Below are 24,164 nucleotides of genomic sequence, written 5' to 3' on the forward strand. Positions count from 1 at the left end.
ACCTCGCGGGGCGGGCCGGTGCTACTTCACGTCGGAGGGGTGCTTGGCCAGGGGCACCACGGTGATGTCCATGTAGGGGAACAGCGGCAGGTTCTGCAGGATGTCGTGCAGCTCGTCGTGGGAGTCGACGTCGAAGACCGAGTAGTTGGCGTACTCGCCCACCACGCGCCAGATCTCGGGCCACTTCCCGGAGCGCTGCAGCTCCTGCGAGTAGGCCTTCTCGGTGGCCTTGATCTCCGCTGCCTCCTCGGCGGGCATGTCGATGGGGAGGTTGATGTCCATGTGGACCAGGTACTTCACTGTGCGTCCTTCCGTCGGGATGGGTTCTCGGGCTGGGTTCCCGGGCGGGGTCTACCGGTCGGTGCGGTAGCGGGTGAGCTTGTCCTCGTCCACGGCGGTGCCCACCCCGGGCACGTCCGGCACGCGGATCCGGCCGTCGGCGATGACCACGGGCTCGGCGAGGAGGTCGTCGGACATGTCCAGGAAGTTGGACAGCTCCCCGGCCCGCTTCGAGGTGTGGGCCAGGGCCGCGCCGAAGACCACGGAGGCGATCGTGCCGACCTGGGTGTCGATCTGGTTGCCCACGTAGACGTCCACCCCCATGCCCTCGGCCATGCCCACGATCTTCGCGGCCTCGGTGAAGCCGGAGCGGGCGGTCTTCACCGCCAGCAGGTTCGCGCCGCCGGTGAGGATCTCCTTGGCGGCCTCCCCCAGGTTCGGGGCGGACTCGTCGGCGGCGATGGGGATCGTCGAGCGCTCCACCAGGCGGCGGCGGCCGAGCACCTCGCGGGCGTCGTCGGGCTCCTCGAGGAACTGCAGGCCCAGGTCAGCCGTGCGGCGCAGCACCTCCATGGCCTCGTTGGCGGACCAGCCGCGGTTGGCGTCCATGTAGAGCTCGGCGTCCTCGCCCAGGCCCTCGCGCAGCACGGCCGCGGCCTCGACGTCGAGGCCGATCGGGTGCCGGCCGGTCTTGAGCTTGAACGTGGTGATGCCGTAGGTCTCGCGGAACTGAAGGGCGAGGTCCAGCAGCTCCTGGGCCGGCTTGAAGCCCAGCATGTGGGAGACCCGCATGGAGTCGGTGAACCCGCCCAGCAGCCTGGTCACCGGCTGCCCGAGGAACTGGCCGATGACGTCCCACAGGGCGATGTCCACCGCCCCCTTGGCGGTCTGGTTGTGGACGGTGCGGGCCAGCACGGCCTGGACCTTCTCGCGGTCGAGGACGTCCAGGCCCACCAGCTGCGGGGCGAAGAGGTCCTCGACGACGGCCACGATGGACTTCTGGGTCTCGCCGTAGGTGTAGGGCCGCGGCGGGGTGTCGGCGGTGCCCACGATCCCGTCCTCGGTGGTGATCCGCACCAGCACGTGGTCCGCCTCGTGGACCGCACCCGAGGCGAAGTGCAGCGGGTGGACGTAGGGGATCGAGTAGGGGATCGCCTCGACGGTCGCGATCTTCATGGGCGGGCGGGCCTTTCCTGGGCGGGCGGGACGGGCGTGCCGCCGGGGGACCCAGGGGCGGCCTGGACGTCGACGACGAGGTCGATGAAGTTGTGCAGGAGCGCGGAGCGGTCCTCGCGCCGCCACGCGACGGCGAGCTCGATCTGCGGCGAGTGCTCGATGTCGCGGTAGACGACGCCCTCGAGCTGGAAGGCGCGCACCCCGGCGGGCACCACGGCCACCCCGCCGCCGGCGGCCACGAAGGACAGCAGCGTGGACGTCTCCCCCGCCACCTGGGCGATCCGCGGCTGGAAGCCGGCCTGGCGGCAGAGGTCCGCGGCGGTGCGGTAGAGCACGGAGTCGGGCGGGTAGGTGATGAACTCCTGGTCCTGCAGCTCGTGCACGGCCACGGGCAGGTCCACGGCGAGGGCGCTGAAGGAGGGCAGCGCCACCACGAGCGGCTCGCGGGCGACCACCCGGTACTCGACGTCCGGGGAGGCCACGGGCGGGCGCAGGAGGGCGGCGTCGAGGGTGTGCTCCCGCAGCCCCTCCTCCATGGCGGGGGTCAGCATCTCGCCGTGCAGCGCCAGGGACAGCCCGGGCATCGTCTCCTTCGCCCGCCGCACGACCCGCGGCATCACCCCGTAGGTGGCCGAGCCGGAGAAGCCGACCCGCAGCACGCCCGTGGCCCCCTGCCCCACCTGGTAGACGTCGGCCTTGAGGGCCTCGATCTCGTTGATGATCCGCCGCCCTCGGTCCAGGAGCACCTGGCCGGCGGCGGTGAGGTCCACCCGCCGGGTGGTCCGGTCCAGCAGCCGCACGCCGAGCTGCTCCTCGAGCTGGCGGATCTGCTGGGACAGCGGCGGCTGGGCCATGTGCAGGCGCTTGGCGGCGCGGCCGAAGTGGCGCTCCTCGGCCACGGCGATGAAGTAGTTGAGCTGCCGGATCTCCATCGTGGCACCTGGCCCTTCCGCTCGGTCGAAGGGGTCGTCGTCGACCGCCACCCGCTGTATTGATCCACACAGTACACCCAAACTGCTTCATTAGGACATCTGTGACCCCTAATCGACTCCGCGGCCGCCGTGCGCCCCCGGGCCGAGCCCTGTGCCCCCGGCCCGTCGAGGTGGTGCAATGGGCCCATGCGCACCGACATCACCGCCGACCGGCACGGCTCCTTCGCCCGGGCGGTCAAGTCCCTCGTGATCCCCCGTCCCATCGCGTGGGTCAGCTCCCTCTCGGCCGCAGGCGTCGACAACCTGGCCCCGCACTCGTTCTTCACGGTGGCCTCGGAGCACCCCACGATCGTCCAGTTCGTCTCGGTCGGGGAGAAGGACAGCCTCCGCAACATCCGGCAGACCCGGGAGTTCGTGGTCAACTTCGCGTCCGCCGGGCTGTTCGAGCAGATCAACGCGACCGGCACCGACTATCCGCCCGAGCTCAGCGAGTTCGACGCCGTGGGGCTGACCCGTGAGCCCTCGCGCACCGTGGCCGCCCCCCGCGTGGCCGAGTCCCCCGCCGCCATCGAGTGCCGGCTGCACGGGGACCCCATCCCCGTGGGCGACAGCTTCCTGGTCCTCGGCACGGTCACCCACGTGGCGGTGGACGAGCGGGCCATGGACGAGCGGGGGCCCGTGGCGGCGGCGCTGCGGCCGATCGCGCGGCTCGGGCGCGACGAGTGGGGCGAGCTGGGCCGGATCCGGTCGATCCGGCGGGTCCCCTACCGGGACGTCGCCCCGGAGGCGGACCTGCCCTGAGCCCCCGGGCTCAGAGCCGCACACCCGTGCGCTGCAGCTGCTCGCGGACCTCCCGGCGCTGGATCTTGCCGAGCATCGTGCGCGGGAGGTCGTCGACGGCCACGATCCGCCGGGGGACCTTGTAGCGGGCCAGGCCCGCCCAGCAGTGCTCGCGCAGGGCCGCCTCGTCGAGCTCGGCGCCCGGCACGAGGGTCACGGCGGCGACGACCACCTCGCTGCCGCTGGGGTCGGTGAGCCCCACCACCGCGGCGTCCGCCACGGCGCGGTGCCGGCGCAGCGTGTCCTCGACCTCGCTGGGGGCCACGTTGAACCCTCCGGTGATCACGACCTCCTTGAGCCGGTCGACCACCTGCAGGAATCCGGCGTCGTCGACCGTGACGATGTCGCCGGTGCGCAGCCATCCGTCCTCCGTGAGCGTCCGGGCGGTCTCGTCGGGGCGCTCCCAGTACCCCTGGAAGACCTGCGGGCCCCGCACCCACAGCTCCCCGGGGTGGTCCCGGGGGACGTCCTCGAGGGTGTCCGGGTCGACGAGCCGGATGTCGGTGGACGGGAACGGGATCCCGATGGAGCCCGCCCGGCGGGAGTCGTTGAGCGGGTTGCAGGCCACCAGCGGGGAGCACTCAGTCAGCCCGTAGCCCTCGATCAGGATCCCCCCGGTGGCCCGCTCCCACTGCTCCACGAGCGGGACCGGCAGGCTCATGGCCCCGGAGACGGCCACCGGGATGCCGCGCAGGTCCACGCCCTGCTCCGGTGCGGCGTCGAGGAGCTTCTGGTACACCGGCGGCACCGCGGGCAGCACCGTGGGGCGGGCGCGCTTCATCGCCCCGAGGATCAGGTCCGCGCGCACGGTCGGGAAGAGCACGAGCCTCGCGCCGAGGGACATCGCGAACGTCACCCCCAGGGTCAGGCCGAAGGCGTGGAAGAGCGGCAGCACGCCGTGCACCACCTCGCGCTCGCCGGAGCCGAGCCAGTGCCGGCCCATGAGGGCGTTGGACTCGAGGTTGCGGTGCGTGAGCATCGCCCCCTTGGGCAGCCCGGTGGTGCCGGAGGTGTACTGCAGCAGCGCGAGGTCGTGCGCGGCGGGCCGCGGGTGCTCCGCGGCGATCGGGTCGGAGGCCAGCAGCTCCCGCCAGGGGATCGTGCCCGGGGCGGGGCCGGTGAGCTGCGCGCGGGAGGCGCGTGCGCTCGGCAGCGGCAGGCGCAGGGCCAGCCGCTTCGCCCGCGGCATCGCGGCGGTGATGTCCACGGACACGACCGCGTCGACCCGCAGGTCCGCGGGCAGGGCGCGCACCCGCTCGGCCGCCCGGTCCCAGACGATCGCCACGCGCGCCCCGTGGTCCTCGAACTGGTGGCGCAGCTCCGGGGCCGTGTAGAGCGGGTTGTGCTCGACGACGACGGCGCCCAGGCGCAGCACCGCGTAGAACGCCACGACGTGCTGCGGGCAGTTGGGCAGGACGATCGCGACCCGGTCGCCGCGGCCCACGCCCAGCCGGCGCAGGCCCTCGGCCGCGCGGTCGACCTGCCGGCCCAGAGCGGCGTAGGAGGTCGTGGCCCCGAAGAACTCGAGTGCTGTGCTCGCGCCGTGGCGGGCCACGGAGCGCTCGAGCATGTGCACCAGGGACGTCTCCGGCAGGTCCAGGTCCGCGGGGACGCCCGGGTCGTAGCTGGCGGTCCAGGGGCGGGCACGCAGGAACTCGCGGACGGTGTCGACAGGCATGGTCCCGACCCTACTCGGCGGCGGCGCCCGGCTGCCCGGCCGCGGCGACACCCCGTGCCGGACGGGACGGCTCACCAGGCCCGGTCCGGGGACCGGCCGTAGACTCCGGTGCCATGACGCCCTCCTCGACCCCCGGCTCGCCCGCCCCCGACGACCCGACGCCCTGGTCGGACACCGGTCCGCACGACTCCCCGGACGCCACCCGGCCGCTGCCCCCGGTCAGCCGGTTCGCCGCCCCGGCCGGCGGCACGCCGCACGACGCCCCCGAGGGGGGCGCCGGGAGCGGCGGGACCGAGGACTGGACCTGGTACGACGACGAGGACGACCAGCACACCCGACCGCTGCCGGCGGTGACCGCCCAGCGCCCGGTGCCGGAGGACCCGCGGCCGCGCACGGACCCGACGCCCGCGGTCGGGGCCCCCGGCACCTCGGCCGGCTACGGCCCCGCGCCCGGCTACGGCGCCGGACCCGACGGCCCGTTCTCCGGCGGCCCGTCCTCCGGCGTCCCGGTCGACGCCGCGACCCGTCTCGCCCGGCAGCGGGAGGAGTTCGGGGGCCTCCAGCTGGTCCCCGGCTTCTTCGGCTGGCTCAGCGCCATGGCCCTGACCTGGCTGCTCCTGGCCCTGGCGGGCCTGACCGCGGCCGCGCTGGGGCTGCGCCTCGTGGACGGGGTCGGCGGCGTGGTGGACGACCTCGCCGCCGGGTCAGCGGCGGCCTGGACGGGCGCGGCCGCCCTCGGCCTGGTCGAGTTCCTCGCATTCCTGGGCGGCGGCTACGCCGCGGGCCGGATGGCGCGGTTCTCCGGGGCCCGGCAGGGCGTGTCCGTGTGGCTGTGGTCCCTGTTCGGCCGCTCCGTGGCCACCGTCGCGGGACTGGTGTGGGCCGACACCGTCGGCCTGGCGCCCGTGGGCGTCTCGGCCCAGGCGCTGATCGGCGACCTGCTCGTCCCGGGCCTGCTCGCGGTCCTCGCCGTGCTCGCCGTCGACCTGCTCGCGGCGGTGCTCGGCGGGCTGTGGGGCGTCCGCTACCACCGCAGGGTCGATCGCTGGGGGGACGGACCGGAGGACCGGGCCCGGTAACTTTGCGTCCCAGCACCGTGTCGGGTTCGCATCCGACCACCAAAGAGGGGACAATCGGAACACCTCGGTGAGATCCGTCACCCCCACGCGGAAATCTGCGGACCGGCCCACCGAGCAGCACCCGGAGGAAACACCCATGCCGTCCACCCTTGTCGCCGTCGTCGATGACCACGAGGTCGTCCGGGAGGGCGTCCGCCTCGTCTCCATGACCTCGCAGGCGGACGTGAAGCTCGTCGGATCGGCCTCCAGCGTCCCCGGACTCCTCGACCAGCTGGGCCGGGACCCCGAGAACCCCGCCCTCACCGCCCAGGGCGCCAAGCGGATCGAGTGCGAGGTCGTGCTCCTGGACCTGTCCCTCGACGACATGTCCCGCCCCGCCACCAACGTGGAGCTGCTGCGCGCCGCCGGCATGAAGGTGCTCATCTTCAGCATCGGCGAGAACGCCGCGCTGATCCGCGAGGCGCTGCGGGCCGGCGCGCTGGGCCTGGTGCGCAAGTCGGACCCGCTCGAGCACGCGATCGAGGAGGCCCGCAACATCGCCGAGGGCAAGCCCGTGATCACCAAGGAGCTCGCCGCCGCGATCGACGGGGACGTGGAGTTCTCCCGGGCCAGCCTCTCCCCGCGGGAGCAGGAGACCCTGCGGCTCTACGCCTCCGGCTTCGCCCAGGTACAGGTCGCACGCCGGATGGGCATCAAGCAGAGCGCCGTCAAGACCAACATCGACCGCATCCGGGAGAAGTACGCGCGCGTCGGGCGCCCGGCGCCCACCAAGATCGACCTGCGCATCCGGGCGATCGAGGACGGCCTGGTCGAGCCCACGGCGGACATCACCACGGCGGAGAAGCATCTGTGATCCGCCCCTCGCCCCGGTGAGGGCCGCCGCTCCGTGAGCCACGCCGCGCACCGGCCCCCGCTCGCCTACCGGAAGGTCCCCGCCCGGCGGCGCCGCAGCAGCCTCCTGGTGCCGACCTCGCCGCAGGAGCTGGGGATGAACTCCTACCGCATCCACCTGCTCGCGAACATCTGCCACGGGCTGGTCGTCGTCGCGCTGTTCCTGGAGGCCCTCACCATCGTCGAGGACCAGCTGCGCGCCTTCGAACGGTGGCACCTGGTGTTCCTGCTGGCCCTCCTGGTCAACGGCGGCGCGATGCTCCTCCAGGGCGCCAGGCGGCAGGTGCGGATGTGGCCGGTGCTCGCGGCCCCGGTGCTCGTGGCCCTCACCGTCCTGACCCTCCCGCTCGCCTGGACGGGCACCGCTCCGCCGCAGGACCCGTGGGTGGAGCCGTTCATCCTGCTCGCGGCCGCCGCCACCGTGGTTGCGTGGAGCATCGAGCTGGCCGTCGCGTACCTGGCGTCCGTCACGGTCTTCTACCTCCTGGTCATGGTGCGCACCACGGAGTCGGCGGACGTGATGGGCGTGCTGTTCGACGCCACGAGCCGGATCGCGTTCGGCGTGGTCCTCGTGGTGCTGATCAGCCTGGTCTACAAGGGCGGGCAGAACGCGGACCAGGTGTACGCGGCCGCGATCGCGCAGGAGCTGCAGCTGAACCGCTCGCGCTCGCAGGCCGAGGAGCAGGAGCGGCTGGACCGCCTCATCCACGACAACGTCATGGCCGCCCTGCTGGACGCCGGACGGGCCCCGGGCCCCGTCCAGCGGCGCACCCGGGAGCTGGCCCAGCGGGCCCTCGAGGTCCTCTCCTTCGAGGAGCGCCGCGCCGAGGGCAAGGGCACCACCGTGGTGCACACCCTGCTCGACGACCTGCTCGAGTCCCTCTCCCCGTGGCGCAACCGGGTGCGCTTCAACAGCATCACCCCCTACATCAGGCCCCCCGGCCAGCCGCGCCCGCTCATCCCCGTGGAGACGGCGCAGGCGCTCGTGCAGGCGGTCACCGAGGCGGTCTCCAACAGCGCCCGCCACGCCGGCACCGAGGTCACCTTCGTGACCATGGACGGCGGCGTGTGCCCGCCCACCCCCCTCAACCCCGAGGGCTTCTTCCTGCGCTTCCAGGTGGTGGACCGCGGCCGCGGCTTCCAGGTCCGCAGCATCGACTCCCGGCGGCTCGGGGTCCGCGTGTCCATCCTGGGCAACGTGCGCCACGTGGGCGGCGCGGTGGACGTCGACAGCGCACCGGGCCGCGGCACGCGCGTCACGATCCTCTGGCCCCGGGACGCGCAGCCGTGATCTCCCGCACCCTCTTCCATCCCCTGAGCCTGGTGGCCGCCACGGTGTTCTTCCTGATCCCCGTGGTGCTCGGGATCCTGCAGACGCCCAGCATGGACAAGCCGGACCTCATGCAGGCCGCGCTCGTCACCTACGTGGTCGCGGTGGCGCTGGTCGTCTACCCGTACGGGCAGCGCCGGCTGCCCGATCTGCCCGCGGCCCTGGGCGTGCTCCTCATGCTGGTGTCGATCCAGCGCTCCTACGACGCCCTGAACCCCCAGGCTGAGCTGTTCGGCGGGCAGTGGTTCACCCTGGGCTTCGACGGCTTCCTCGTGGTCCTGGGCATCCGGCGCCGCGCGGGGTGGGGCTGGGCCACGCTCGTCATCGCGGTCGCCGTGTCCATGACGTGGGGCGCCCGCTCCGCCCTGGGCCTCTGGGACGCGGCGCTGACGAACGCCGCGGCGGCGGCCCTGCTGCTCGCGAGCCAGCTCATCGCCCGGGAGTACGACCGGGCCTCCGCCGCGTTCGCCGAGGCCCGGGACATGGTGATCTCGGCGCGCTCCCACGACGAGGCGGAGCAGGACACGGTCAACGCCTCCGTGCAGCGCGTGCACGAGGTGCGCCGCCTCGCGGGCGGACTGCTCGAGCGGATCGCGCACGACCCCTCCCCCGTCTCCGAGTACGAGATCGAGCAGTTCCGCCTCACCGAGGCGCAGCTGCGGGACTCCATCCGGGGCCGGTCGATCGCCACCCCCTACCTGCTCGAGGTCACGCGGGCGGCGCGGGCCCGGGGCGTGCTGGTGGACATCCTGGACGAGCGCGGCAAGCCCCTGCCCACGGCGGTGCTGCGCGCGGCCACCCGCCAGGCCATGGAGGTGCTCAACGCCGCGACCTCGGGATCGGTCACGATCCGCGCCTTCCCGGAGGGAGAACCCGCCGCGGTGTTCATCGTCCACGACGGCAACGCCGGGGACGAGGAGCCCGTGGCCATCGAGATCGCCGACGGCACCGGTGCGGTCTCCCGGTTCTGACCGGCTCCACCGCCCACGGTGCGGGCACCCGCACTGCACCCGGTCCCCCGGCGCCCCGGACACCGCCGGCACCGTCCACAGGGAGCCGCGTCCCTGCGGTCCGCCGGCCCGGCGTTCCTACCGTGGTCCCATGGACACCGCCTCCGCCGGGCACGACCCGCACCCCGCCGACGACCGCTCCCGCCCTGGCACGACCGCCCGCCCGCCCGCCGCCCACCGCTCCCGCGGCGCCCACGACCGCCCCGACGACCGCCCGCCCGACACCGCCCTCCGGGGCGGCGCCGGCCGCTCCCCCGACGACGCCTTCCGCGCCGTGCTCTGCGGGGACGGCCTGCGCCGCTGCCCCTGGGCGCCCACGGGCCCGGCCGCCCTCGAGGAGCACGACCGGCGCTGGGGCGCACGGCCCACGGACTCCTCCGGCTGGTTCGAGGCCCTCGGCCTGGAGATCTTCCAGGCGGGCCTGGCCCGCTGGAGCATCGCCCAGCGGCGGGAGGGCCTGCGCCGGGCGCTGCGGGACTTCGTCCCCGAGGAGATCGCCCGGATGACCGAGGACGACGTCGACGGGCTGCTCCTGGATCCCGCGGTCATCCGCAACCGGGTCAAGATCGAGGCCGTGGTGCACAACGCGCGCGCCTGCTGCGAACTCGGTCCCGAGGACTGGGCGGAGCACGTCCGGGACCTCCGCCCGGCCGCCGCCGAGCCGCCCCTGACCGTCCTGGAGGAGTCCCGCCGCTCCCCCGAGGGGGACCGGCTGGCCGCGCGGCTCAAGGAGCAGGGACTCGTGTTCGTGGGGCGCACCACCGCGCACCGGTTCCTGCTCCGCCCCGGGGTGCTCCCCGGGCACCTGGCCGGGTGCTTCAGGGGCGGGACTGGAACCGGAGGATCCGGGTGAGGGCCTCCTCCACCCGGTCGGGCCCCGCGGCGAAGGACAGCCGGATCGCGCGGTGGCCGCGCGCGGCGTCGAAGTCCAGGCCCGGGACGACCGCGACGGCCTCCGTCTCCAGCAGCCGCCGGCACCACTCCAGGGAGCTGCCGTGCCGCTCGAGCTGCTCCCCGAGGTCGGCGTAGAGGTAGAACGCCCCGTCCGCCGGCGCGACCTCCCCCCACCGGAGCGCCGGGAGCGCGTCCAGGAGCAGGCTTCGGGAGCGTGCGAACTGCTCGACCGCCCGGTCCGCCCCGGCGTAGGCGTCCGGGGTAAAGGCCTCCACGGCGGCGTGCTGCGCGGCGGCGGGCGGGCAGAGGCACAGGTTGCCGGCCAGCGCGTCGACCGCGGCCGCGAGGTCCCGGGGCAGCAGGGCCCACCCCAGCCGCCACCCCGTCATCCCCCAGTACTTGGAGAAGGAGGAGATCACCACGGCGTCGCGGTCGTGCTCCCACGCGCTGGTGCCCCGGTACGGCCCGCCGTCGCGGGGCGCGCCGCCCTCCGGGGCGGTGTGCACGATCCCGTGGTAGATCTCGTCGCTGATCAGGCGCGTCCCGTGCTCGGTGCACCACCGGGCCAGCGCCGCCAGCTCTCCCGGCTCCAGCACGGTGCCGGTCGGGTTCGCCGGGCCCGCCACCACCAGTCCCTGCAGGGGCCCGTGCGCGGCGACCGCGGCGTCGAGCATCGCGGGCGTGGGCTGGAAGCGGGTCGCCGCCCCGCAGTCGAGCTCGACCACCTCGGCGCCCAGGGCGGCCAGGGTGTTGCGGTAGGCGGGGTAGCCCGGCCGGCACACCGCCACCCGGTCCCCCGCGTCGAACGCCGCCAGGAAGGTGAGCACGAGCGCCCCGGAGGCCCCCGTGGTGATCGCGACGTCCTCGGGACGGACGTCGAGCCCGTACCACCGGGCGTAGTGGCCGGCCACCGCCCGGCGCAGCGGCTCGATCCCGAGGGCGGGGGTGTAGCCCAGCCCCTCGTTGCGGGCGTGCACCCGGGCGGCCGCCCGCGCGACGGGACCCGGGGCGCCGCCGGAGGGCTCCCCCGCGCAGAGGGAGACGACGTCCCGGCCGGCGGCGCGCAGGCGCTCGACGTCGGCGAGAATCTCCATCACCCGGAACGGCGGCACCGCCGAGCGTGCGGAGGGACGGGGCGGCAGGTGCGCAGGCATGCGCCCAGCCTACGGCCGCCGTGGTCCGGCGCGATCGCGGTCATGCCCCGTCATGCGCACTTCGGGGGACAGACTTTTGTCCAGGCCTCCGCAATACTGGATCCAGTCCTGGACGTCAGGAGGCCGCACTGAGGCGGTCCTCCGGGCGTGGGGGGACAGGTCTCCGGCATCAGTGCCGGGGGCCGACGGGCAGGTTGCCACCGCGGCCGGCGTCGCACGAGTGATCCATCGTGAATGAGATGTGTGATTGTGTCTGGGGGGATTTCAATCACGGGTCCACAGGAGATGGGGCGCCGGGCACAGGACGCAACCGCCCAGTTCCACGTCGGTGCGGCGTCGGGTCCCGGCCCGGCGGGGAGAGCCGTGAGACGTGGCGGCACGCGCGTCGACGAAGCAGCACACGGCCCCGCACCGATCGGTGCGGGGCCGTTGCCGTGCCGCTCGTGCCGCGGACCGCACGGGCCGGGGCTCACTCCAGCAGCAGCGCCGGCTCCTCGAGGATCCGGGCCACGTCCGCGGTGAAGCGGGCCGCGAGGTCCCCGTCGACCACGCGGTGGTCGAAGGACCCGCCCAGCGTGGTGACCCAGCGGGGCACCACGGCGCCGTCCACGACCCACGGCTTCTGCTTGATGCTCCCGAACGCGATGATCGCCACCTCGCCGGGATTGATGATCGGCGTGCCGGTGTCGAGGCCCAGGGCCCCGATGTTGGTCACGGTCAGGGTGCCGCCCTGCATGTCGGCCGGCTGGGTGCGTCCCGCCCGGGCGGTCCGCGAGAGCTCGTCGAGGGCCACGGCCAGCTCGCGCAGCGAGAGGTCCTGGGCGTCCTTGACGTTCGGGACCATGAGCCCGCGCGGCGTGGCCGCCGCGATGCCCAGGTTGACGAAGTGCTTGACGAGGATCTCCTCGTCCGTCCACGTCGCGTTGACCATCGGGGTGCGGGCCGCGGCCCACACGACGGCCTTCGCGAGCACCAGCAGGGGCGTGACCTTGACGCCCTCGTAGTCCGGGGCGGCCTTGAGCCGCCGGACGAACTCCATGGTGCGCGTGGCGTCGACCTCCACGAAGACCGAGGCGTGCGGGGCGCTGAAGGCGCTGCGCACCATGTTCTGCGCCGTGGCCTTCCGCACGCCCTTGACGGGGATCCGCTCGATCCGCTCCTCCGGGGCCGCGGGGCGGCGCCGGTCCACGGCCTCGCCGAGCCGCGCCACGTGGGCGAGCAGGTCCTGCTTGGTGATCTGTCCGGCGGCGCCCGTGGCGGGGACGTCGGCGAGGTCGACGCCCAGGTCCCGTGCGGCCTTCCGGACGGGAGGCTTCGCCAGCGCGGGGCGGCGCGGGACGACCTCGACGGCCGGTGGCACGTCGCCGCGACCGGGCCGGCGCCAGACGCCGCTGTCCTCGGCCAGCCGGGCGGCGCGCCCGGCGATGCCCTGGGCCGCCGTGCCGATCCCACCGCCGAGCCCGGCCCCCAGCGGGCCCCGGGACAGCTTCTCCGTCCAGCCCGCGGGACGGGCCGGCTCCGGCTCGGCCTCCGGCACCGCCGGCGGGGCCGCCCGGCGGCGCCGGCGCACGGGGTCGGCCTTGGGCCCGGAGCCGACGAGCGGCCGGTCCGCACCGGGCTCCCCGCCCTCCCCCAGGATCCCGGGGACGCCGGATGCCGGGGCGGGCTCCGCCGACTCGCCCGGGGAGCCCACGGCGATGATGGGGGTGCCGACCTCGACCGTGCTGCCCTCGGCGGCCAGCAGGTCCAGGACGGTGCCGGCGTACGGGGACGGCAACTCGACCACGGACTTCGCGGTCTCGATCTCGACGAGCACCTGGTTGACCGTGACGGTCTCCCCCGGTGCGACCTTCCACGCGAGGATCTCCGCCTCGGTCAGGCCCTCGCCGACGTCGGGCAGGTTGAAGATCTGGGGCATGTCAGTACTTCCTCTCTCGCGCGCGGCCCCCGGGCCGGCGGCGGTGCCGCCGGCCCGGGGGCCGGCGACCGGGTCGGCGGGGTCAGTAGGCGAAGGACCGGTCCAGGGCCTCGAGGATGCGGTCGAGGTCCGGCACGTACTGGTCCTCGACGGCGGCCACCGGATACGGCAGGTGGTAGGCGCCCACCCGCAGCACCGGTGCCTCGAGGGAGTAGAACGCCCGCTCGGTGAGGCGGGCGGCGATCTCCCCGCCGAGGCCGCCGAAGGTCGGGGCCTCGTGGGCGACGACGAGGCGGCCGGTCCGGCGCACGGAGTCCTCGAGGGTGTCGAAGTCGATCGGCGACAGCGAGCGCAGGTCGATCACCTCGACGCTGCGCCCGTCCTCCTCCGCCGCCTGCGCCGCGGCGAGCGCGACGGGCACGAGGGGGCCCCAGGCCACCACGGTGGCGTCCTCGCCGTGACGGACGACTTGCGCGGAGAACGGGTCGGCGGTCGGGCGCTCGACGTCCACCGCGCCCTTGAGCCAGTACCGCCGCTTGGGCTCGAAGACGATGACGGGGTCCTCGCACGCGATGGCCTGCTGGGTCATCCAGTAGGCGTCCTGGGCGTTGGACGGCGTGACGATGCGCAGCCCCGCCGTGTGCGCGAACAGCGCCTCGGGGGACTCCGAGTGGTGCTCCACCGAGCCGATGACCCCGCCGTACGGGATGCGGATCGTCACGGGGACGGTGACGTCCCCGTTGGTGCGGTTGCGCATCTTGGCCAGCTGCGTGGTGATCTGGTTGAACGCCGGGAAGGAGAAGCCGTCGAACTGGATCTCGCACACGGGCCGGTAGCCGCGCAGGGCGAGCCCGATGGCGGTGCCCACGATCCCGGCCTCCCCCAGCGGGGTGTCCATCACCCGGTGGGCGCCGAAATCCGCCTTGAGCCCCTCGGTGACGCGGTAGACGCCGCCGAGGGAACCGATGTCCTCACCCATGAGCAGCACCCGGGGGTTCTCCTCCATGGCCCGGCGCAGGCCCGCGTTGACCGCCTTCGCGATCGTCAGGTCGGGTGCGGTGCTCATGCGAGGTCCTCCTGGGTGCCGGCGGTCTGCGGGTCGGGGGCCCCGGCCACGGGGTCGGCCGCCACGGTCAGTCCGGCGGCCTGCGTGCCCCGGTCCGGTCCGGCGGTGCCCGGCCCGGCGTCGTCGTCGGTGTCGGTGTCGGTGTCGGCGAAGCCCGCCTGGTAGGCCGCGTACCAGGCGCGCTCCTCCTCCACGAGGGCGTGCGGCTCGGCGTAGGGCCGGTCGAAGAAGTCCTCGAACGCGGGCGGATCCATGGCCAGCACGAGGGCGCGGGCCTGGTCGGCGAACGCCTGGGCATCGACCGCGACGTCGGCGAAGAAGTCGTCGCCGGTGCCGTGGGCCTCGCGCAGGTGCGCCTCGAGACGGAGCAGCGGGTCGAGCTCGCTCCAGTGCTGCTCGTCCTCCCGCAGGCGGTACTTGGTGGGGTCGTCCGCGGTGGTGTGGGCCCCCAGCCGGTAGGTCTCGGCCTCCACGAGCACCGGGCCCTGGCCGGCGCGGGCCTTCTCGAGCGCGTACCGCGAGGCCGCCAGCACTGCGAGGACGTCGTTGCCGTCCACGCGGATCCCCTCGAAGCCGTACCCCGCGGCGCGCTCGGCCAGGGGCACGCGGGACTGGGTGCGGAACGGCACCGAGATGGCCCACTGGTTGTTCTGCACGAAGAAGACCACCGGGGCGTCGTAGGACGCGGCGAAGACCATGCCCTCGTGGACCTCGCCCTGGGTGGAGGTGCCGTCCCCGAAGTAGACGACCGCGGCCGCCGGCTCGGCCTCCCGGCCCTCCGCCTCGGCCGTCCGCCGGTCCAGGTCGATGCCCATGGCGTAGCCCACGGCGTGCGGGACCTGGCAGCCGAGCACGATGGAGTAGACGTTCATGTGGTGCCGGCTGGGCCGCCAGCCCCCGGCGCTGTGCCCGCGGAACACGGTGAGCAGCTCGGCGGGCTCGACGCCCCGCTCGATGGCCACGGCGTGCTCCCGGTAGGTCGGGAACACGTGGTCGGCCGGGTGCAGCGCACGGGCGGAGCCCACCTGGGCGGCCTCCTGCCCGCGCATCGGCGCCCACAGCACCAGCTGCCCCTGCCGCTGGAGGTTGGTCGCCTCCTCGTCGAAGCGGCGGGCCAGCGCCATCGAGCGGTACAGCCCGCGCAGCTGCTCGGCGTCGACGTCGCGCACGTACGGGGACAGGACCGGGTCCTCGCTCAGCCGGCCGTCCCGGTCGAGGAGCCGCACCAGGCGCGTGCGCACCTCCGGCGTCGGCACGGTGCGGGCCGGCACGGGGGCGGCCGGGGACGATGGGGCGGCATCCATGGGCAGGACGTCCTTTCGGGTTGCTCGGGAGGGAGCCGGGCCGGCGCGGCCGCGGATCAGAGCACGGGCGGGTGGGGGAACTGCGCGCACAGCTCCAGGAACCGGGTGTTGGCCTCCGGCTCCCCGATGGTCACGCGCACGCCCTCGTCGCCGAAGCGGCGCACGGACAGGGCGTGGGCGTCGCACAGCTCGGCGAAGCCCCCGCTGTGCTCCCCCAGGTTCAGCCACACGAAGTTGGCCTGCGTCTGCGGGTACGGCCAGCCGAGCCCGTCGAGCCCGGCGAGGACCCGCTCCCGCTCGTCGACGACCCGCTGGACGCGCTCGGCCACCTGGTCGTAGTGGCGCACGGACGCGATCGCCGCGCGCTGGGCGAGGTCGGTCACGGAGAACGCGGGGGACGCCTGGCGCAGGTACTGGGTGATCTCCTGGCGGGCCACGGAGTAACCAATCCGGAGCCCGGCCAGACCGTGGGCCTTGGAGAACGTCCGCAGCACGACGACGTTGGGGTGCCGGCGGTACAGGTCGACGCCGTCGACGAGGTCGTCGCGGCGCTGGAACTCCTGGTATGCCTCGTCGATCACCACGACCACGTCGCGCGGCACGGCGGCGAGGAACTCCTCGACCTGCGCGGTGGTGAGGCTGGGGCCCGTCGGGTTGTTCGGCGTGCACAGCAGCACGACCTTCGTCCGGGCGGTGACCGCGGCGGCCATGGCCTCGAGGTCGTGGGAGCCGTCCCGGCGGTTCGGGACCGGGACGCCCAGCCCGCCGGAGAGCCCGATGCTGATCGGGTAGGCCTCGAAGGAGCGCCAGGCGTGCACCACCTCGTCCGGGGTGCCGTCCTCGCCGGCGCCCACGAGGGCGCCGAGCAGCTGGTTGAGCGCGCCGAGGCTGCCGGCGCCGGTGACGATGTCCTGGCCGGGAACGCCGAGGAACTCGCCGAGCACCTCCCGCAGCTCCGCGGAGGTCGTCTCGGGGTAGCGGTGCACCGCGTCCCAGCCGGCGAGGACCTCCTTGACGGCGGGCACGGGCCCGAACGGGTTCTCGTTGGAGGACAGCTTGTAGGACACGAGCCCGTCCACCACGACCGGGGGCTTGCCGGCCGCGTAGCGGGGAAGTCGGGACAGAGCCGGGCGCGGCCGGACCGCCGGGGTGGTGGCGGTGGCCGGGCCCGAGGCCGGGGCGGTGCCGGCCAGGGTGCGGGTAGCGTCGCTGGTACTCATGGAGGTCATGCTATCCCCGCACCCCCGGGGTTCCCCCGGTCGATGACGCCCCTCCGGACGACCCGCTGCTTTTCGGGGCGAAAGCTACAACCGGGTTCCGCGAAAGTTGGCGGCGGACGACAATTCGTCCGCCCGGGAGCGCGCGGGGGCCGTGGAAGAATGTGCCCATGCCCAACACCGATCGCATCCTGTCCTCAGGGCGCGCGGCGCTCGCCGCCGCCGTCCCGCCCGTCGCGCTGGGGCCCCTCGACGGCCGCTACCAGCCCGTGGTCGCGCCCCTGGTCGACCACCTCTCCGAGGCCGCCCTCAACCGCAACCGCGTGCACGTGGAGGTCGAGTGGTTCGTGCACCTCACCGAGCGGTCGGTGCTGCCGGGGCTGGCGCCCCTGACCCAGGAGCAGACCGCGGGGCTGCGCCGGATCGTCACGGACTTCGACACGGACTCGGTCGCGGAGCTCGCGGAGATCGAGGCCGTGACGGTCCACGACGTCAAGGCCGTGGAGTACTACATCGGCCGCCGGCTGCCCGCCCTGGGACTGGAGCACCTAATCCCCCTCGTGCACTTCGGCTGCACCTCCGAGGACATCAACAACCTGGCGTGGGCCCTGGGGGTCAAGGACGCCACGACCGAAGTGTGGCTGCCCGCGGCCCGGGCGCTCGTGGCCGACGTCGCGGCGCTGGCCGGGTCCGCGGCGGAGACCCCCATGCTCTCCCGCACCCACGGCCAGCCCGCCACGCCCACCACGCTGGGCAAGGAGATGGCGGTGGTCGCCCACCGCCTGGGCCGCCAGCTGTCCCGGATCGAGCGCACCGAGTACCTGGGGAAGATCAACGGCGCCACGGGCACCTACGCCGCCCACTACGCGTCCGTCCCGGACGCGGACTGGACGGAGGTCTCGCGCGAGTTCGTGGAGGGCCTGGGCCTGTCCTGGAACCCGCTGACCACCCAGATCGAGTCCCACGACTGGCAGGCCGAGCTCTACGCCGACCTCGCCCGGTTCAACCGGATCCTGCACAACTTCTGCACCGACGTGTGGTCCTACATCTCGATCGGCTACTTCCAGCAGATCCCCGTGGAGGGCGCCACCGGCTCCTCCACCATGCCGCACAAGGTCAACCCCATCCGCTTCGAGAACGCCGAGGCGAACCTCGAGCTCTCCAACGCCCTGCTGGACGCCCTCGGCGCCACGCTCGTGACGTCCCGGTGGCAGCGCGACCTCACCGACTCCTCGTCCCAGCGCAACATCGGCGTGGCCTTCGGGCACTCCCTGCTCGCGGTCTCCAACGTGAGCAAGGGCCTCGCCCGCCTCGACGTGGCGGAGGCGGTTCTGGCCGCCGATCTCGACGCGAACTGGGAGGTCCTCGCGGAGGCGGTCCAGATGGTCATGCGCGCCGAGGCGATCGCCGGCGTCGAGGGCATGGACAACCCCTACGAGCGCCTCAAGGACCTGACCCGCGGCCGCCGGGTGGACGCCGCCCGGCTCCAGGAGTTCGTGGCGGGCCTGGGCCTGTCCCCGGCCGCGGAGCGGCGGCTGTCCGGGCTGACCCCGGCCACCTACACGGGCATCGCGGCGGACCTCGTGCGCTTCCTGTGAGCCCGTGCCCCGCGTGACGACGGGGTGCCCGGGCACGGGGCGTCGGGACGCGCCCGGGCCCGGGCACCCCGTGCCGCGCGGATCGGACCGTTCGGATCAGTCCGTGCGGATCAGACGGTTCGGATCAGACGGACGGGAGATCGTGCAGGTTGTTGCACACGGTGTCCTCCGGGGCGGCCCACAGCCGCTTCTCGCACCCGGCGGACACCACGCGGACCCGCAGCTGTCCCGACGATCCCGGGACGTAGTAGAGGTGGACCTCGCTCTCGATGTCCCGGATGATCCGGGTGGTCGACCGCGGGGACCACACCTCCGCGGGATTGCACAGCGCGACGATGTTCCCGAGGGGGTCCGTGCGGACGCCCGTGACGGGTCGCTGGTCGGTCATCGGTAGCACTCCTGAGCTCGTGCCCCGGCCGGCACCGCCGGTCCGGGGATCAGTCCTATACCACGGTGCGGTCCTGCGCACCACCCTCCACCGGGGTCGCGTGCCGGCCGCCTGGGTTTTCGTTTGCTTTTGACGCACTCCGGGCGTTCGCTTTTGACTCACGGGGCGTTGCCCGGGATCATCGGTGCCTGAACCCTCTCTCGCGGCGGACCTGGATCCTGGTCCGCGGGACCGGAGAGGACGGTGCTCGGACCACGGCCTTCGGGGGAAGGCAGGCTCCGGGCGCACCGGGGACAGTGATCATGACAGTGGGGGATCATGACAATGGATGGGGAACACTCGATCAGGCTGCGGCTTCTCGGCAACGTCGAGGTCGAGCTCGACGGCACCGTGCTGGCCCTGGGCCACCGGCAGCAGCGCCTGCTGGCCGCGCTCGCCGTCCTCGGTCCCAAGCCGCGCCGGTTCCTCGGCGAGCTGCTGTGGCCCGACCGGACCGCGGAGCGCGCGATGGGCAGCCTGCGCACCACCGTCTTCAACATCTCGCGCCAGGTGCCCGGGGCCGTCGGGGCCCGCGGCAACAACATCGCCCTGGCCGAAACGGTCACCGTGGACCTGCACGAGCTGCGCGCGTCCCTGGACCGGGCGGCCACCGCCACGGCGCCCGTGACGGAGGACCCCTGGTTCCTGTCCCCCGACGGCGCCCAGCTGCTGCCCGGCTGGTACGACGGCTGGGTGATGGCCGAGCAGGACCGGCTGCGGACCCTGTACGTCAACGCCGTGGAGCACCTCGCCCGGCTCTCCCTGGAGCACCGCGACTTCTACCGGGCCCACGTGCTCGCCGACAACGTCCGGGCCCTCGACCCGCTGCGGGAGAGCGCGGTCCGCGTGTCGATCGAGGCGGACCTGGGTCTCGGCAACAACGCCCCGGCCCTGCAGACGTTCCGCAGCTTCTGCAGCACGATGGCCGACGAGCTCGGAGCTCCGCCCTCCCCCCAGATCACCCAGCTGATGGGCCACATGCGCAGCGCCTGACGCGCTCCCGCCCGGGGCCGTCCCGGCCGGTGCGTGCCAGGCGGCGGAGGAACGGCGTCCCCGCGACCCGCTGCCGGGTCGCGGGGACGTCCACTGGGCGGTCATGGCCGGGTCATCGTCCCGAGGTCAGGGCGGCCGTGGCCGACCGCACCGGGATGCCGCGCCAGGCGGTGTGGGGCAGCAGCTGCTCGCCCTTCATCACCAGCGACAGCGCGTCCACCGAGACACCCGCGCCGACCGTCGTGTCGTAGAGCACGATCGAGCGCGCACCGACGGAGGCCCCGGGCAGGATCTCCACGTGGGACATCTTCATCACGCGGTCCTCGAAGAGGTGCGTCTGCAGCGACACGTCCGTCGAGACGGCGGCGTCGTCGCCGATGTGGACGAGGTCGAACTCGGTCAGGTAGGTGGTGCCGATGTACGTCCGCCGGCCGATCTGCGCGCCGAACAGGCGCAGGACCGGGCCGATCAGGGGCGTGCCCACGAGACCGCCGATGAGGGCGGGGACCGCCGCGGACTCGTACACGCCGGTGACGAACTCGCTGCGCCGGACGAAGTTGTCCCACAGCGGCTCGACGCGCTGGCGGTACCGGCCCACGATCGCCCACTTCAGGACGACGACGGCGAGGACCACGGTCAGGCCGGTGGCCAGCGCGACGAGGGGCAGCACGGCGACGAAGCCGAGCAGCGTCAGCTCGGGCACCAGGGCGACCGACGCGAGCAGGCCCAGGTAGCCGATCAGCCCGATCAGCGCCGGCGGGACCGTGATGCGCAGCGCCTCGATGACGAGGCGGGCCGCCACCTTGCCGCGCGAGGGCCGGAAGGTGAGGCTCTCGTCGTAGTTGCCGCTGTCCTGCCGGCGGGGCAGGAACATGGCGGGCGAGCCCAGCCAGGACGTGCCGTCCGGCACGTCGGCCGGGGGCACCGAGGCGACGCCCACCAGGGAGCCCTCGCCCATCCGGGTGCCCGAGGGCACGAACGCGGCGTTGCCCACGAACGAGCGGTCGCCCACCACGGTGCGCTCCATGTACAGGTGACCGTGGTGGTAGACGGCGCTGCCCACGCTGGCCATGTCCGCGACGAAGCTCCCCTCGCCGAGGGTGAGGAGGTCCGGGTCGATGTGGCCGACCGTGGAGACCTCGGAGCGGGGGCCGACCTTGGCGCCCAGGGCGCGCAGCCAGGGAACGGTGTACATCGTGGCGTACAGGGCGTTGGTGCTCTCCAGGCTGGTGGAGAGCAGCTGGTCCGCCATCCACTTGCGCACGCCGAGCCCGCTGCGCACGGGGTGGATGCCGGTGGGCGTACGGCGCAGGACGATCTTCCGCCCGCCCGCGACCACGGCGCAGACCGTGAGCACGTAGACGACGCCGACCGCCGGGGTGAGGGCGAGCCCCACGGGGAGCCCGAACTCCAGGGCCGCGGCCCAGATCATCAGGAAGGACGGGAGCACCAGGACGAAGGGCATCAGCTCGAGGACCAGCCAGCCTAGGAGCAGGCCGGCCGCCAGCGGGGCGGGCCAGCGTCCGCTGGGCATCGGGCGCCGCTCCATCCGCTCGAGCAGCTCGTCGTCCCCGTCACCGGGCCGGGCCGGGGAGCCCAGCCAGTGCTCGCCGGCGGGGATCGTCTGGTTGCGGGAGGCCAGGGACTGCTCGGCCAGGCGGGCACCGTCCTCGATCCGGGTGCCCGGCTGCAGGAGGGCGTTGGCCCCCACGAACGCGTCGTCGCCGATGTGCACCGGCGCGATGGTCACCCACCCCTCCTCGACCTGGGCGGTCTGCACGGAGGAGTTGTAGCCGATGCTGGCGCGGGCGCCGACGGTGACGAGCGAGGGCAGGCCGATGGCGGCGGTGCCCACGTGGGCGTCCGGACCGATCCTGGCGCCCAGCAGGCGCAGGTAGACGGCGGCCATCGGGGTGCCGGTCAGGAGGTTGAGCGGCGAGAGCCGGGTCAGCCCGTCGATGCACCACAGCAGGTAGTACTGCCGGCCCCAGAGGGCGTGGTGCCCCGGTCTGACGAAGCGGCCCAGCACGCGGGAGCCGAGGAACGGCAGGAGGACGCGGGCGAGCACGGAGACCAGGACGCCCACCAGGAGCATGTCCCACATCAGGGCGTAGCTGAACTGCCCGCCGTAGGAGTACAGGACCGCGGCGAGCGGAGAGCCGACGAGCATGGCCGCCAGGACCATCGTCGTCACCTGCGCGAGGCCGCACAGCGCCACGCGGCCGCTGGTGTGGTGCAGCGGCGCGGGGCGGTCGTCCGGGGCGGCCGCGGCGGGGACGTACGCCGGGGCGGCGTCCAGGTGGCGCGCCAGGTCCCGGACGGTCGGGTAGGTGTAGATGTCCGCGATGGAGATGTCCTGGTCCGGGTGCGCGCGGCGCAGCTCGGACGTGGCGGTCGCGGCGAGCAGCGAGTGCCCGCCGAGCTCCATGAAGAAGTCCGCCTCCACGGAGAGCTGGTCCTCGGGGATGCGGAAGACCTTCGACCACACCTCCGTGATCCCCCACTCGGCGTCCGTCGCCGGCGGGACCAGCCCCATCGTGGTCACGAAGCGGGGCGTGCTGGGGTCCGGCAGGTTCTTCCGGTCCACCTTGCCGCTGACCATCATCGGCATCGCGGGCAGGATCTCGTAGAAGGACGGCACCATGTACGGCGGCAGCGCCGCGACCACGGAGTCGTGGAGCAGCTCGAAGAGGGCGCGCTCGTCGCGCACCGGGGCGCGCAGGGTGAGGAACGCCGCGACGTCGTCGCCGCCGGAGGTGAGCTTCACGGCGGCGTCCGCCACCGCGTCCTCCCGGCGCAGCACGTTCTCGATCTCCTGCAGGTCCGCGCGGTGACCGCGGATCTTCACCTCGCTGTCGGCGCGGCCGAGGTACTCGATCTCGCCGTCGGGCATGAACCGGCCCAGGTCGCCGGTGCGGTAGATCCGTCCGGCCCGGGGCCCGTCCGGGTGGGGGCGGAAGCGCTCCTCGGTGACGTGCGGCAGGTTGACGTAGCCGCGGGCCACGCCGGGGCCGGCGATGCAGATCTCGCCGGGCTCGCCGTCGGCGACCTCGTTCATCTCCTCGTCGAGGATCCGCACCTCGTAGGTGGGCAGGGGTTTGCCGATGGTCACGGGCCGTCCGGGGGCGAGCTCGCCCCACGTGGCGGTCACGGTGCCCTCGGTGGGGCCGTAGGTGTTGAGCATCCGGCGCTCGGGGGTGGACCACCGCTCCACGAGGTCGGCGGGGCAGGCCTCGCCGCCCACCAGGATGCTGCGGATGCGGGGCAGGTCGTGCTCCAGGGTGGCCAGGACGGTCGGCACGCAGTAGAGCACGGAGATCTCCATGCGCTGCAGGAACTCGGCGAGCCCCTGTCCCAGGCGGGCGTCGTCGGTGGGGCCGGCCACCAGGGAGGCGCCCACGGCCCAGGTCGGCCAGATCTCCTCGATGGAGAAGTCGAACGCGATGGTCATGCCCTGGTAGACGCGGTCCTCGGAGCGGACGTCGTAGACCTCGGGCACGATCTCGATGAAGTTGCAGATGCTCGAGTGCGCGACCTCGACGCCCTTGGGGCGGCCGGTCGAGCCCGAGGTGTAGATGATGTAGCACGTGGGGTCGCCCTCGTGGCGGACGACGGGGCGGTGCGCGGGCGCCTCCTCGAGCCGCTCGCCGATCCGGCCGACGTCGACGACGTCGGCGGGCGCGTCCTCGACCAGGGCCACGAACTCGGCGGAGGTCAGCATGAGGGACAGGTCGGAGTCCTCGGCGATGAACTGCACGCGGTCCGCGGGCAGGTTCGGGTCGATCGGGACGAAGGTGGCGCCCGTCTTGAGGATCGCCAGGAGGGACGCGTAGAGCATCGTGGAGCGCTGGAGCAGGATCCCGACGCGGTCGCCCGCGCTCAGGCCGTAGCCGGTGATCAGGTGGGCCAGACGGTTGGCGAGCTCGTCGAGCTCCGCGTAGGTGTAGGCCCGGCCGTCGGCGTGCAGCGCCTGGGCGTCGGGGGTCAGGTCGCAGCTGCGCTCGAAGAAGTGGTGCAGCCGGGTGGGCTTGGTCTCCGTGCTCCGGACGCCCCGGGTCGAGGGCTCCGTCCACGGAGCTGCTCCGGCGGGGCCCCCCTTCGCGGCGGCCTCGTCCCACAGCACTCGCTCTGCCGCCGCAGCCTCCTCGCGGCGGTGAGAGCGATGTGGCACTGAGGTCATGTCCAACTCCTTTCGATGCACGTAACACCGGTGTTACCGGCACGTCCGTTCTACGGAGCGGGGTGTTATGGCCTCCTCACGGATCCGTCACTGCGGCGTTATTCCTCCGTTATCGATGCGTTCGTCGGTGGAGCTGCCAGGGGCGATGCCGACCGCTCGATCGGTTTCCAGTGGGAAAGATCACAGCCCGCATCTCGC

The 24,164-nt window shown here is 73.6% G+C and carries 19 protein-coding genes; 8 read left to right on the plus strand and 11 right to left on the minus strand.

The genetic code is table 11. The features are described 5' to 3' along the window. Nucleotides 1-21: 21 nt before the first annotated feature. The 3 genes from catC to RF647_RS01330 are packed head-to-tail and all read right to left on the minus strand — an operon-like array spanning nucleotide 22 to nucleotide 2,387. Nucleotides 22-300 (minus strand): muconolactone Delta-isomerase, encoded by a 279-nt coding sequence (gene catC, locus RF647_RS01320; RefSeq protein WP_368810162.1) that lies wholly within the window; start codon nucleotides 298-300, stop codon nucleotides 22-24. Nucleotides 301-351: 51 nt separating this feature from the next. Next, nucleotides 352-1,455 carry a mandelate racemase/muconate lactonizing enzyme family protein gene (locus tag RF647_RS01325; protein WP_368810163.1) on the minus strand — a complete coding sequence of 368 codons (1,104 nt, stop codon included), beginning with the start codon at nucleotides 1,453-1,455 and terminating at the stop codon, nucleotides 352-354. After that, nucleotides 1,452-2,387 carry a LysR substrate-binding domain-containing protein gene (locus RF647_RS01330; RefSeq protein WP_133409122.1) on the minus strand — a complete coding sequence of 312 codons (936 nt, stop codon included), beginning with the start codon at nucleotides 2,385-2,387 and terminating at the stop codon, nucleotides 1,452-1,454. Before RF647_RS01330 ends, RF647_RS01325 begins: the two co-directional genes overlap by 4 nt. Before the next feature lie 186 nt (nucleotides 2,388-2,573). On the opposite strand from RF647_RS01330, the gene RF647_RS01335 reads away from it, so the two are divergent. Beyond that, nucleotides 2,574-3,188: a flavin reductase family protein gene (locus RF647_RS01335; RefSeq protein WP_368810164.1), complete on the plus strand. Its 615-nt coding sequence runs from the start codon at nucleotides 2,574-2,576 to the stop codon at nucleotides 3,186-3,188. Nucleotides 3,189-3,198: 10 nt separating this feature from the next. On the opposite strand, the gene RF647_RS01340 is transcribed toward RF647_RS01335, so the two are convergent. Further along, a complete protein-coding gene (locus RF647_RS01340; protein WP_368810165.1) occupies nucleotides 3,199-4,905 on the minus strand; it encodes a long-chain-fatty-acid--CoA ligase in 1,707 nt (568 codons plus the stop codon). 113 nt (nucleotides 4,906-5,018) lie between these two features. Between RF647_RS01340 and RF647_RS01345 the strand changes: the two genes are divergently transcribed. The 5 genes from RF647_RS01345 to RF647_RS01365 all read left to right on the plus strand — a co-directional run bounded on the left by RF647_RS01345 (nucleotide 5,019) and on the right by RF647_RS01365 (nucleotide 10,068). Further along, a complete protein-coding gene (locus tag RF647_RS01345) occupies nucleotides 5,019-5,984 on the plus strand; it encodes a hypothetical protein (protein WP_368810166.1) in 966 nt (321 codons plus the stop codon). A 136-nt stretch (nucleotides 5,985-6,120) separates the two neighbouring features. Further along, complete coding sequence (locus tag RF647_RS01350; protein WP_017832665.1) at nucleotides 6,121-6,837, plus strand: response regulator transcription factor; 717 nt, start codon at nucleotides 6,121-6,123, stop codon at nucleotides 6,835-6,837. A 33-nt stretch (nucleotides 6,838-6,870) separates the two neighbouring features. Beyond that, nucleotides 6,871-8,166 (plus strand): sensor histidine kinase, encoded by a 1,296-nt coding sequence (locus RF647_RS01355; RefSeq protein WP_368810167.1) that lies wholly within the window; start codon nucleotides 6,871-6,873, stop codon nucleotides 8,164-8,166. Continuing rightward, on the plus strand, nucleotides 8,163-9,176 hold the full coding sequence (locus RF647_RS01360) for a hypothetical protein (RefSeq protein ID WP_368794956.1): 1,014 nt from the start codon (nucleotides 8,163-8,165) through the stop codon (nucleotides 9,174-9,176). Before RF647_RS01355 ends, RF647_RS01360 begins: the two co-directional genes overlap by 4 nt. Nucleotides 9,177-9,306: 130 nt before the next feature. Further along, nucleotides 9,307-10,068 carry a DNA-3-methyladenine glycosylase I gene (locus tag RF647_RS01365; protein WP_368810168.1) on the plus strand — a complete coding sequence of 254 codons (762 nt, stop codon included), beginning with the start codon at nucleotides 9,307-9,309 and terminating at the stop codon, nucleotides 10,066-10,068. On the opposite strand, the gene RF647_RS01370 is transcribed toward RF647_RS01365, so the two are convergent. The 5 genes from RF647_RS01370 to RF647_RS01390 all read right to left on the minus strand — a co-directional run bounded on the left by RF647_RS01370 (nucleotide 10,034) and on the right by RF647_RS01390 (nucleotide 16,771). Next, nucleotides 10,034-11,263: an aminotransferase class I/II-fold pyridoxal phosphate-dependent enzyme gene (locus RF647_RS01370; protein ID WP_368810169.1), complete on the minus strand. Its 1,230-nt coding sequence runs from the start codon at nucleotides 11,261-11,263 to the stop codon at nucleotides 10,034-10,036. The two genes, RF647_RS01365 and RF647_RS01370, sit on opposite strands and share 35 nt — an antisense overlap. Before the next feature lie 469 nt (nucleotides 11,264-11,732). Then, nucleotides 11,733-13,181, minus strand: coding sequence for a dihydrolipoamide acetyltransferase family protein (locus RF647_RS01375; RefSeq protein ID WP_368810170.1), 1,449 nt, complete (start codon nucleotides 13,179-13,181; stop codon nucleotides 11,733-11,735). A gap of 82 nt (nucleotides 13,182-13,263) precedes the next feature. After that, nucleotides 13,264-14,247 carry an alpha-ketoacid dehydrogenase subunit beta gene (locus tag RF647_RS01380; RefSeq protein WP_035928182.1) on the minus strand — a complete coding sequence of 328 codons (984 nt, stop codon included), beginning with the start codon at nucleotides 14,245-14,247 and terminating at the stop codon, nucleotides 13,264-13,266. Continuing rightward, nucleotides 14,244-15,551, minus strand: coding sequence for a thiamine pyrophosphate-dependent enzyme (locus RF647_RS01385; RefSeq protein WP_368810171.1), 1,308 nt, complete (start codon nucleotides 15,549-15,551; stop codon nucleotides 14,244-14,246). Before RF647_RS01385 ends, RF647_RS01380 begins: the two co-directional genes overlap by 4 nt. A 56-nt stretch (nucleotides 15,552-15,607) precedes the next feature. Then, nucleotides 15,608-16,771, minus strand: coding sequence for a histidinol-phosphate transaminase (locus RF647_RS01390; protein ID WP_368810172.1), 1,164 nt, complete (start codon nucleotides 16,769-16,771; stop codon nucleotides 15,608-15,610). A 167-nt stretch (nucleotides 16,772-16,938) separates the two neighbouring features. Between RF647_RS01390 and purB the strand changes: the two genes are divergently transcribed. Beyond that, entirely contained in the window at nucleotides 16,939-18,366 is a 1,428-nt protein-coding gene (gene purB, locus RF647_RS01395) for an adenylosuccinate lyase (protein ID WP_368810173.1), read from the plus strand. 124 nt (nucleotides 18,367-18,490) lie between these two features. Here the strand turns inward: purB and RF647_RS01400 are convergent, their stop codons facing one another. Further along, on the minus strand, nucleotides 18,491-18,754 hold the full coding sequence (locus tag RF647_RS01400; RefSeq protein ID WP_017833496.1) for a hypothetical protein: 264 nt from the start codon (nucleotides 18,752-18,754) through the stop codon (nucleotides 18,491-18,493). A 324-nt stretch (nucleotides 18,755-19,078) separates the two neighbouring features. Here RF647_RS01400 and RF647_RS01405 point away from each other — a divergent pair, with 324 nt between their 5' ends. After that, nucleotides 19,079-19,786: a BTAD domain-containing putative transcriptional regulator gene (locus tag RF647_RS01405; RefSeq protein ID WP_035928176.1), complete on the plus strand. Its 708-nt coding sequence runs from the start codon at nucleotides 19,079-19,081 to the stop codon at nucleotides 19,784-19,786. A 112-nt stretch (nucleotides 19,787-19,898) separates the two neighbouring features. On the opposite strand, the gene RF647_RS01410 is transcribed toward RF647_RS01405, so the two are convergent. After that, nucleotides 19,899-23,966: a Pls/PosA family non-ribosomal peptide synthetase gene (locus RF647_RS01410; RefSeq protein WP_368810174.1), complete on the minus strand. Its 4,068-nt coding sequence runs from the start codon at nucleotides 23,964-23,966 to the stop codon at nucleotides 19,899-19,901. Between the last annotated feature and the right edge of the window lie 198 nt (nucleotides 23,967-24,164).

Origin of the sequence: Kocuria sp. CPCC 205263, from assembly GCF_040981075.1 — a bacterium.
GTDB lineage: Bacteria > Actinomycetota > Actinomycetes > Actinomycetales > Micrococcaceae > Kocuria > Kocuria rosea.

What these genes read in the sequence shown, in the direction of transcription:
- RF647_RS01325 (WP_368810163.1), bottom strand. Translation starts at nt 1,455, where the DNA reads ATGAAGATCGCGACCGTCGAGGCGATCCCCTACTCGATCCCCTACGTC.
- RF647_RS01330 (WP_133409122.1), bottom strand. Translation starts at nt 2,387, where the DNA reads ATGGAGATCCGGCAGCTCAACTACTTCATCGCCGTGGCCGAGGAGCGC.
- RF647_RS01335 (WP_368810164.1), top strand. Translation starts at nt 2,574, where the DNA reads ATGCGCACCGACATCACCGCCGACCGGCACGGCTCCTTCGCCCGGGCG.
- RF647_RS01340 (WP_368810165.1), bottom strand. Translation starts at nt 4,905, where the DNA reads ATGCCTGTCGACACCGTCCGCGAGTTCCTGCGTGCCCGCCCCTGGACC.
- RF647_RS01345 (WP_368810166.1), top strand. Translation starts at nt 5,019, where the DNA reads ATGACGCCCTCCTCGACCCCCGGCTCGCCCGCCCCCGACGACCCGACG.
- RF647_RS01350 (WP_017832665.1), top strand. Translation starts at nt 6,121, where the DNA reads ATGCCGTCCACCCTTGTCGCCGTCGTCGATGACCACGAGGTCGTCCGG.
- RF647_RS01365 (WP_368810168.1), top strand. Translation starts at nt 9,307, where the DNA reads ATGGACACCGCCTCCGCCGGGCACGACCCGCACCCCGCCGACGACCGC.
- RF647_RS01370 (WP_368810169.1), bottom strand. Translation starts at nt 11,263, where the DNA reads ATGCCTGCGCACCTGCCGCCCCGTCCCTCCGCACGCTCGGCGGTGCCG.
- RF647_RS01375 (WP_368810170.1), bottom strand. Translation starts at nt 13,181, where the DNA reads ATGCCCCAGATCTTCAACCTGCCCGACGTCGGCGAGGGCCTGACCGAG.
- RF647_RS01380 (WP_035928182.1), bottom strand. Translation starts at nt 14,247, where the DNA reads ATGAGCACCGCACCCGACCTGACGATCGCGAAGGCGGTCAACGCGGGC.
- RF647_RS01385 (WP_368810171.1), bottom strand. Translation starts at nt 15,551, where the DNA reads ATGGATGCCGCCCCATCGTCCCCGGCCGCCCCCGTGCCGGCCCGCACC.
- RF647_RS01390 (WP_368810172.1), bottom strand. Translation starts at nt 16,771, where the DNA reads ATGAGTACCAGCGACGCTACCCGCACCCTGGCCGGCACCGCCCCGGCC.
- purB (WP_368810173.1), top strand. Translation starts at nt 16,939, where the DNA reads ATGCCCAACACCGATCGCATCCTGTCCTCAGGGCGCGCGGCGCTCGCC.
- RF647_RS01400 (WP_017833496.1), bottom strand. Translation starts at nt 18,754, where the DNA reads ATGACCGACCAGCGACCCGTCACGGGCGTCCGCACGGACCCCCTCGGG.
- RF647_RS01405 (WP_035928176.1), top strand. Translation starts at nt 19,079, where the DNA reads ATGGATGGGGAACACTCGATCAGGCTGCGGCTTCTCGGCAACGTCGAG.
- RF647_RS01410 (WP_368810174.1), bottom strand. Translation starts at nt 23,966, where the DNA reads ATGACCTCAGTGCCACATCGCTCTCACCGCCGCGAGGAGGCTGCGGCG.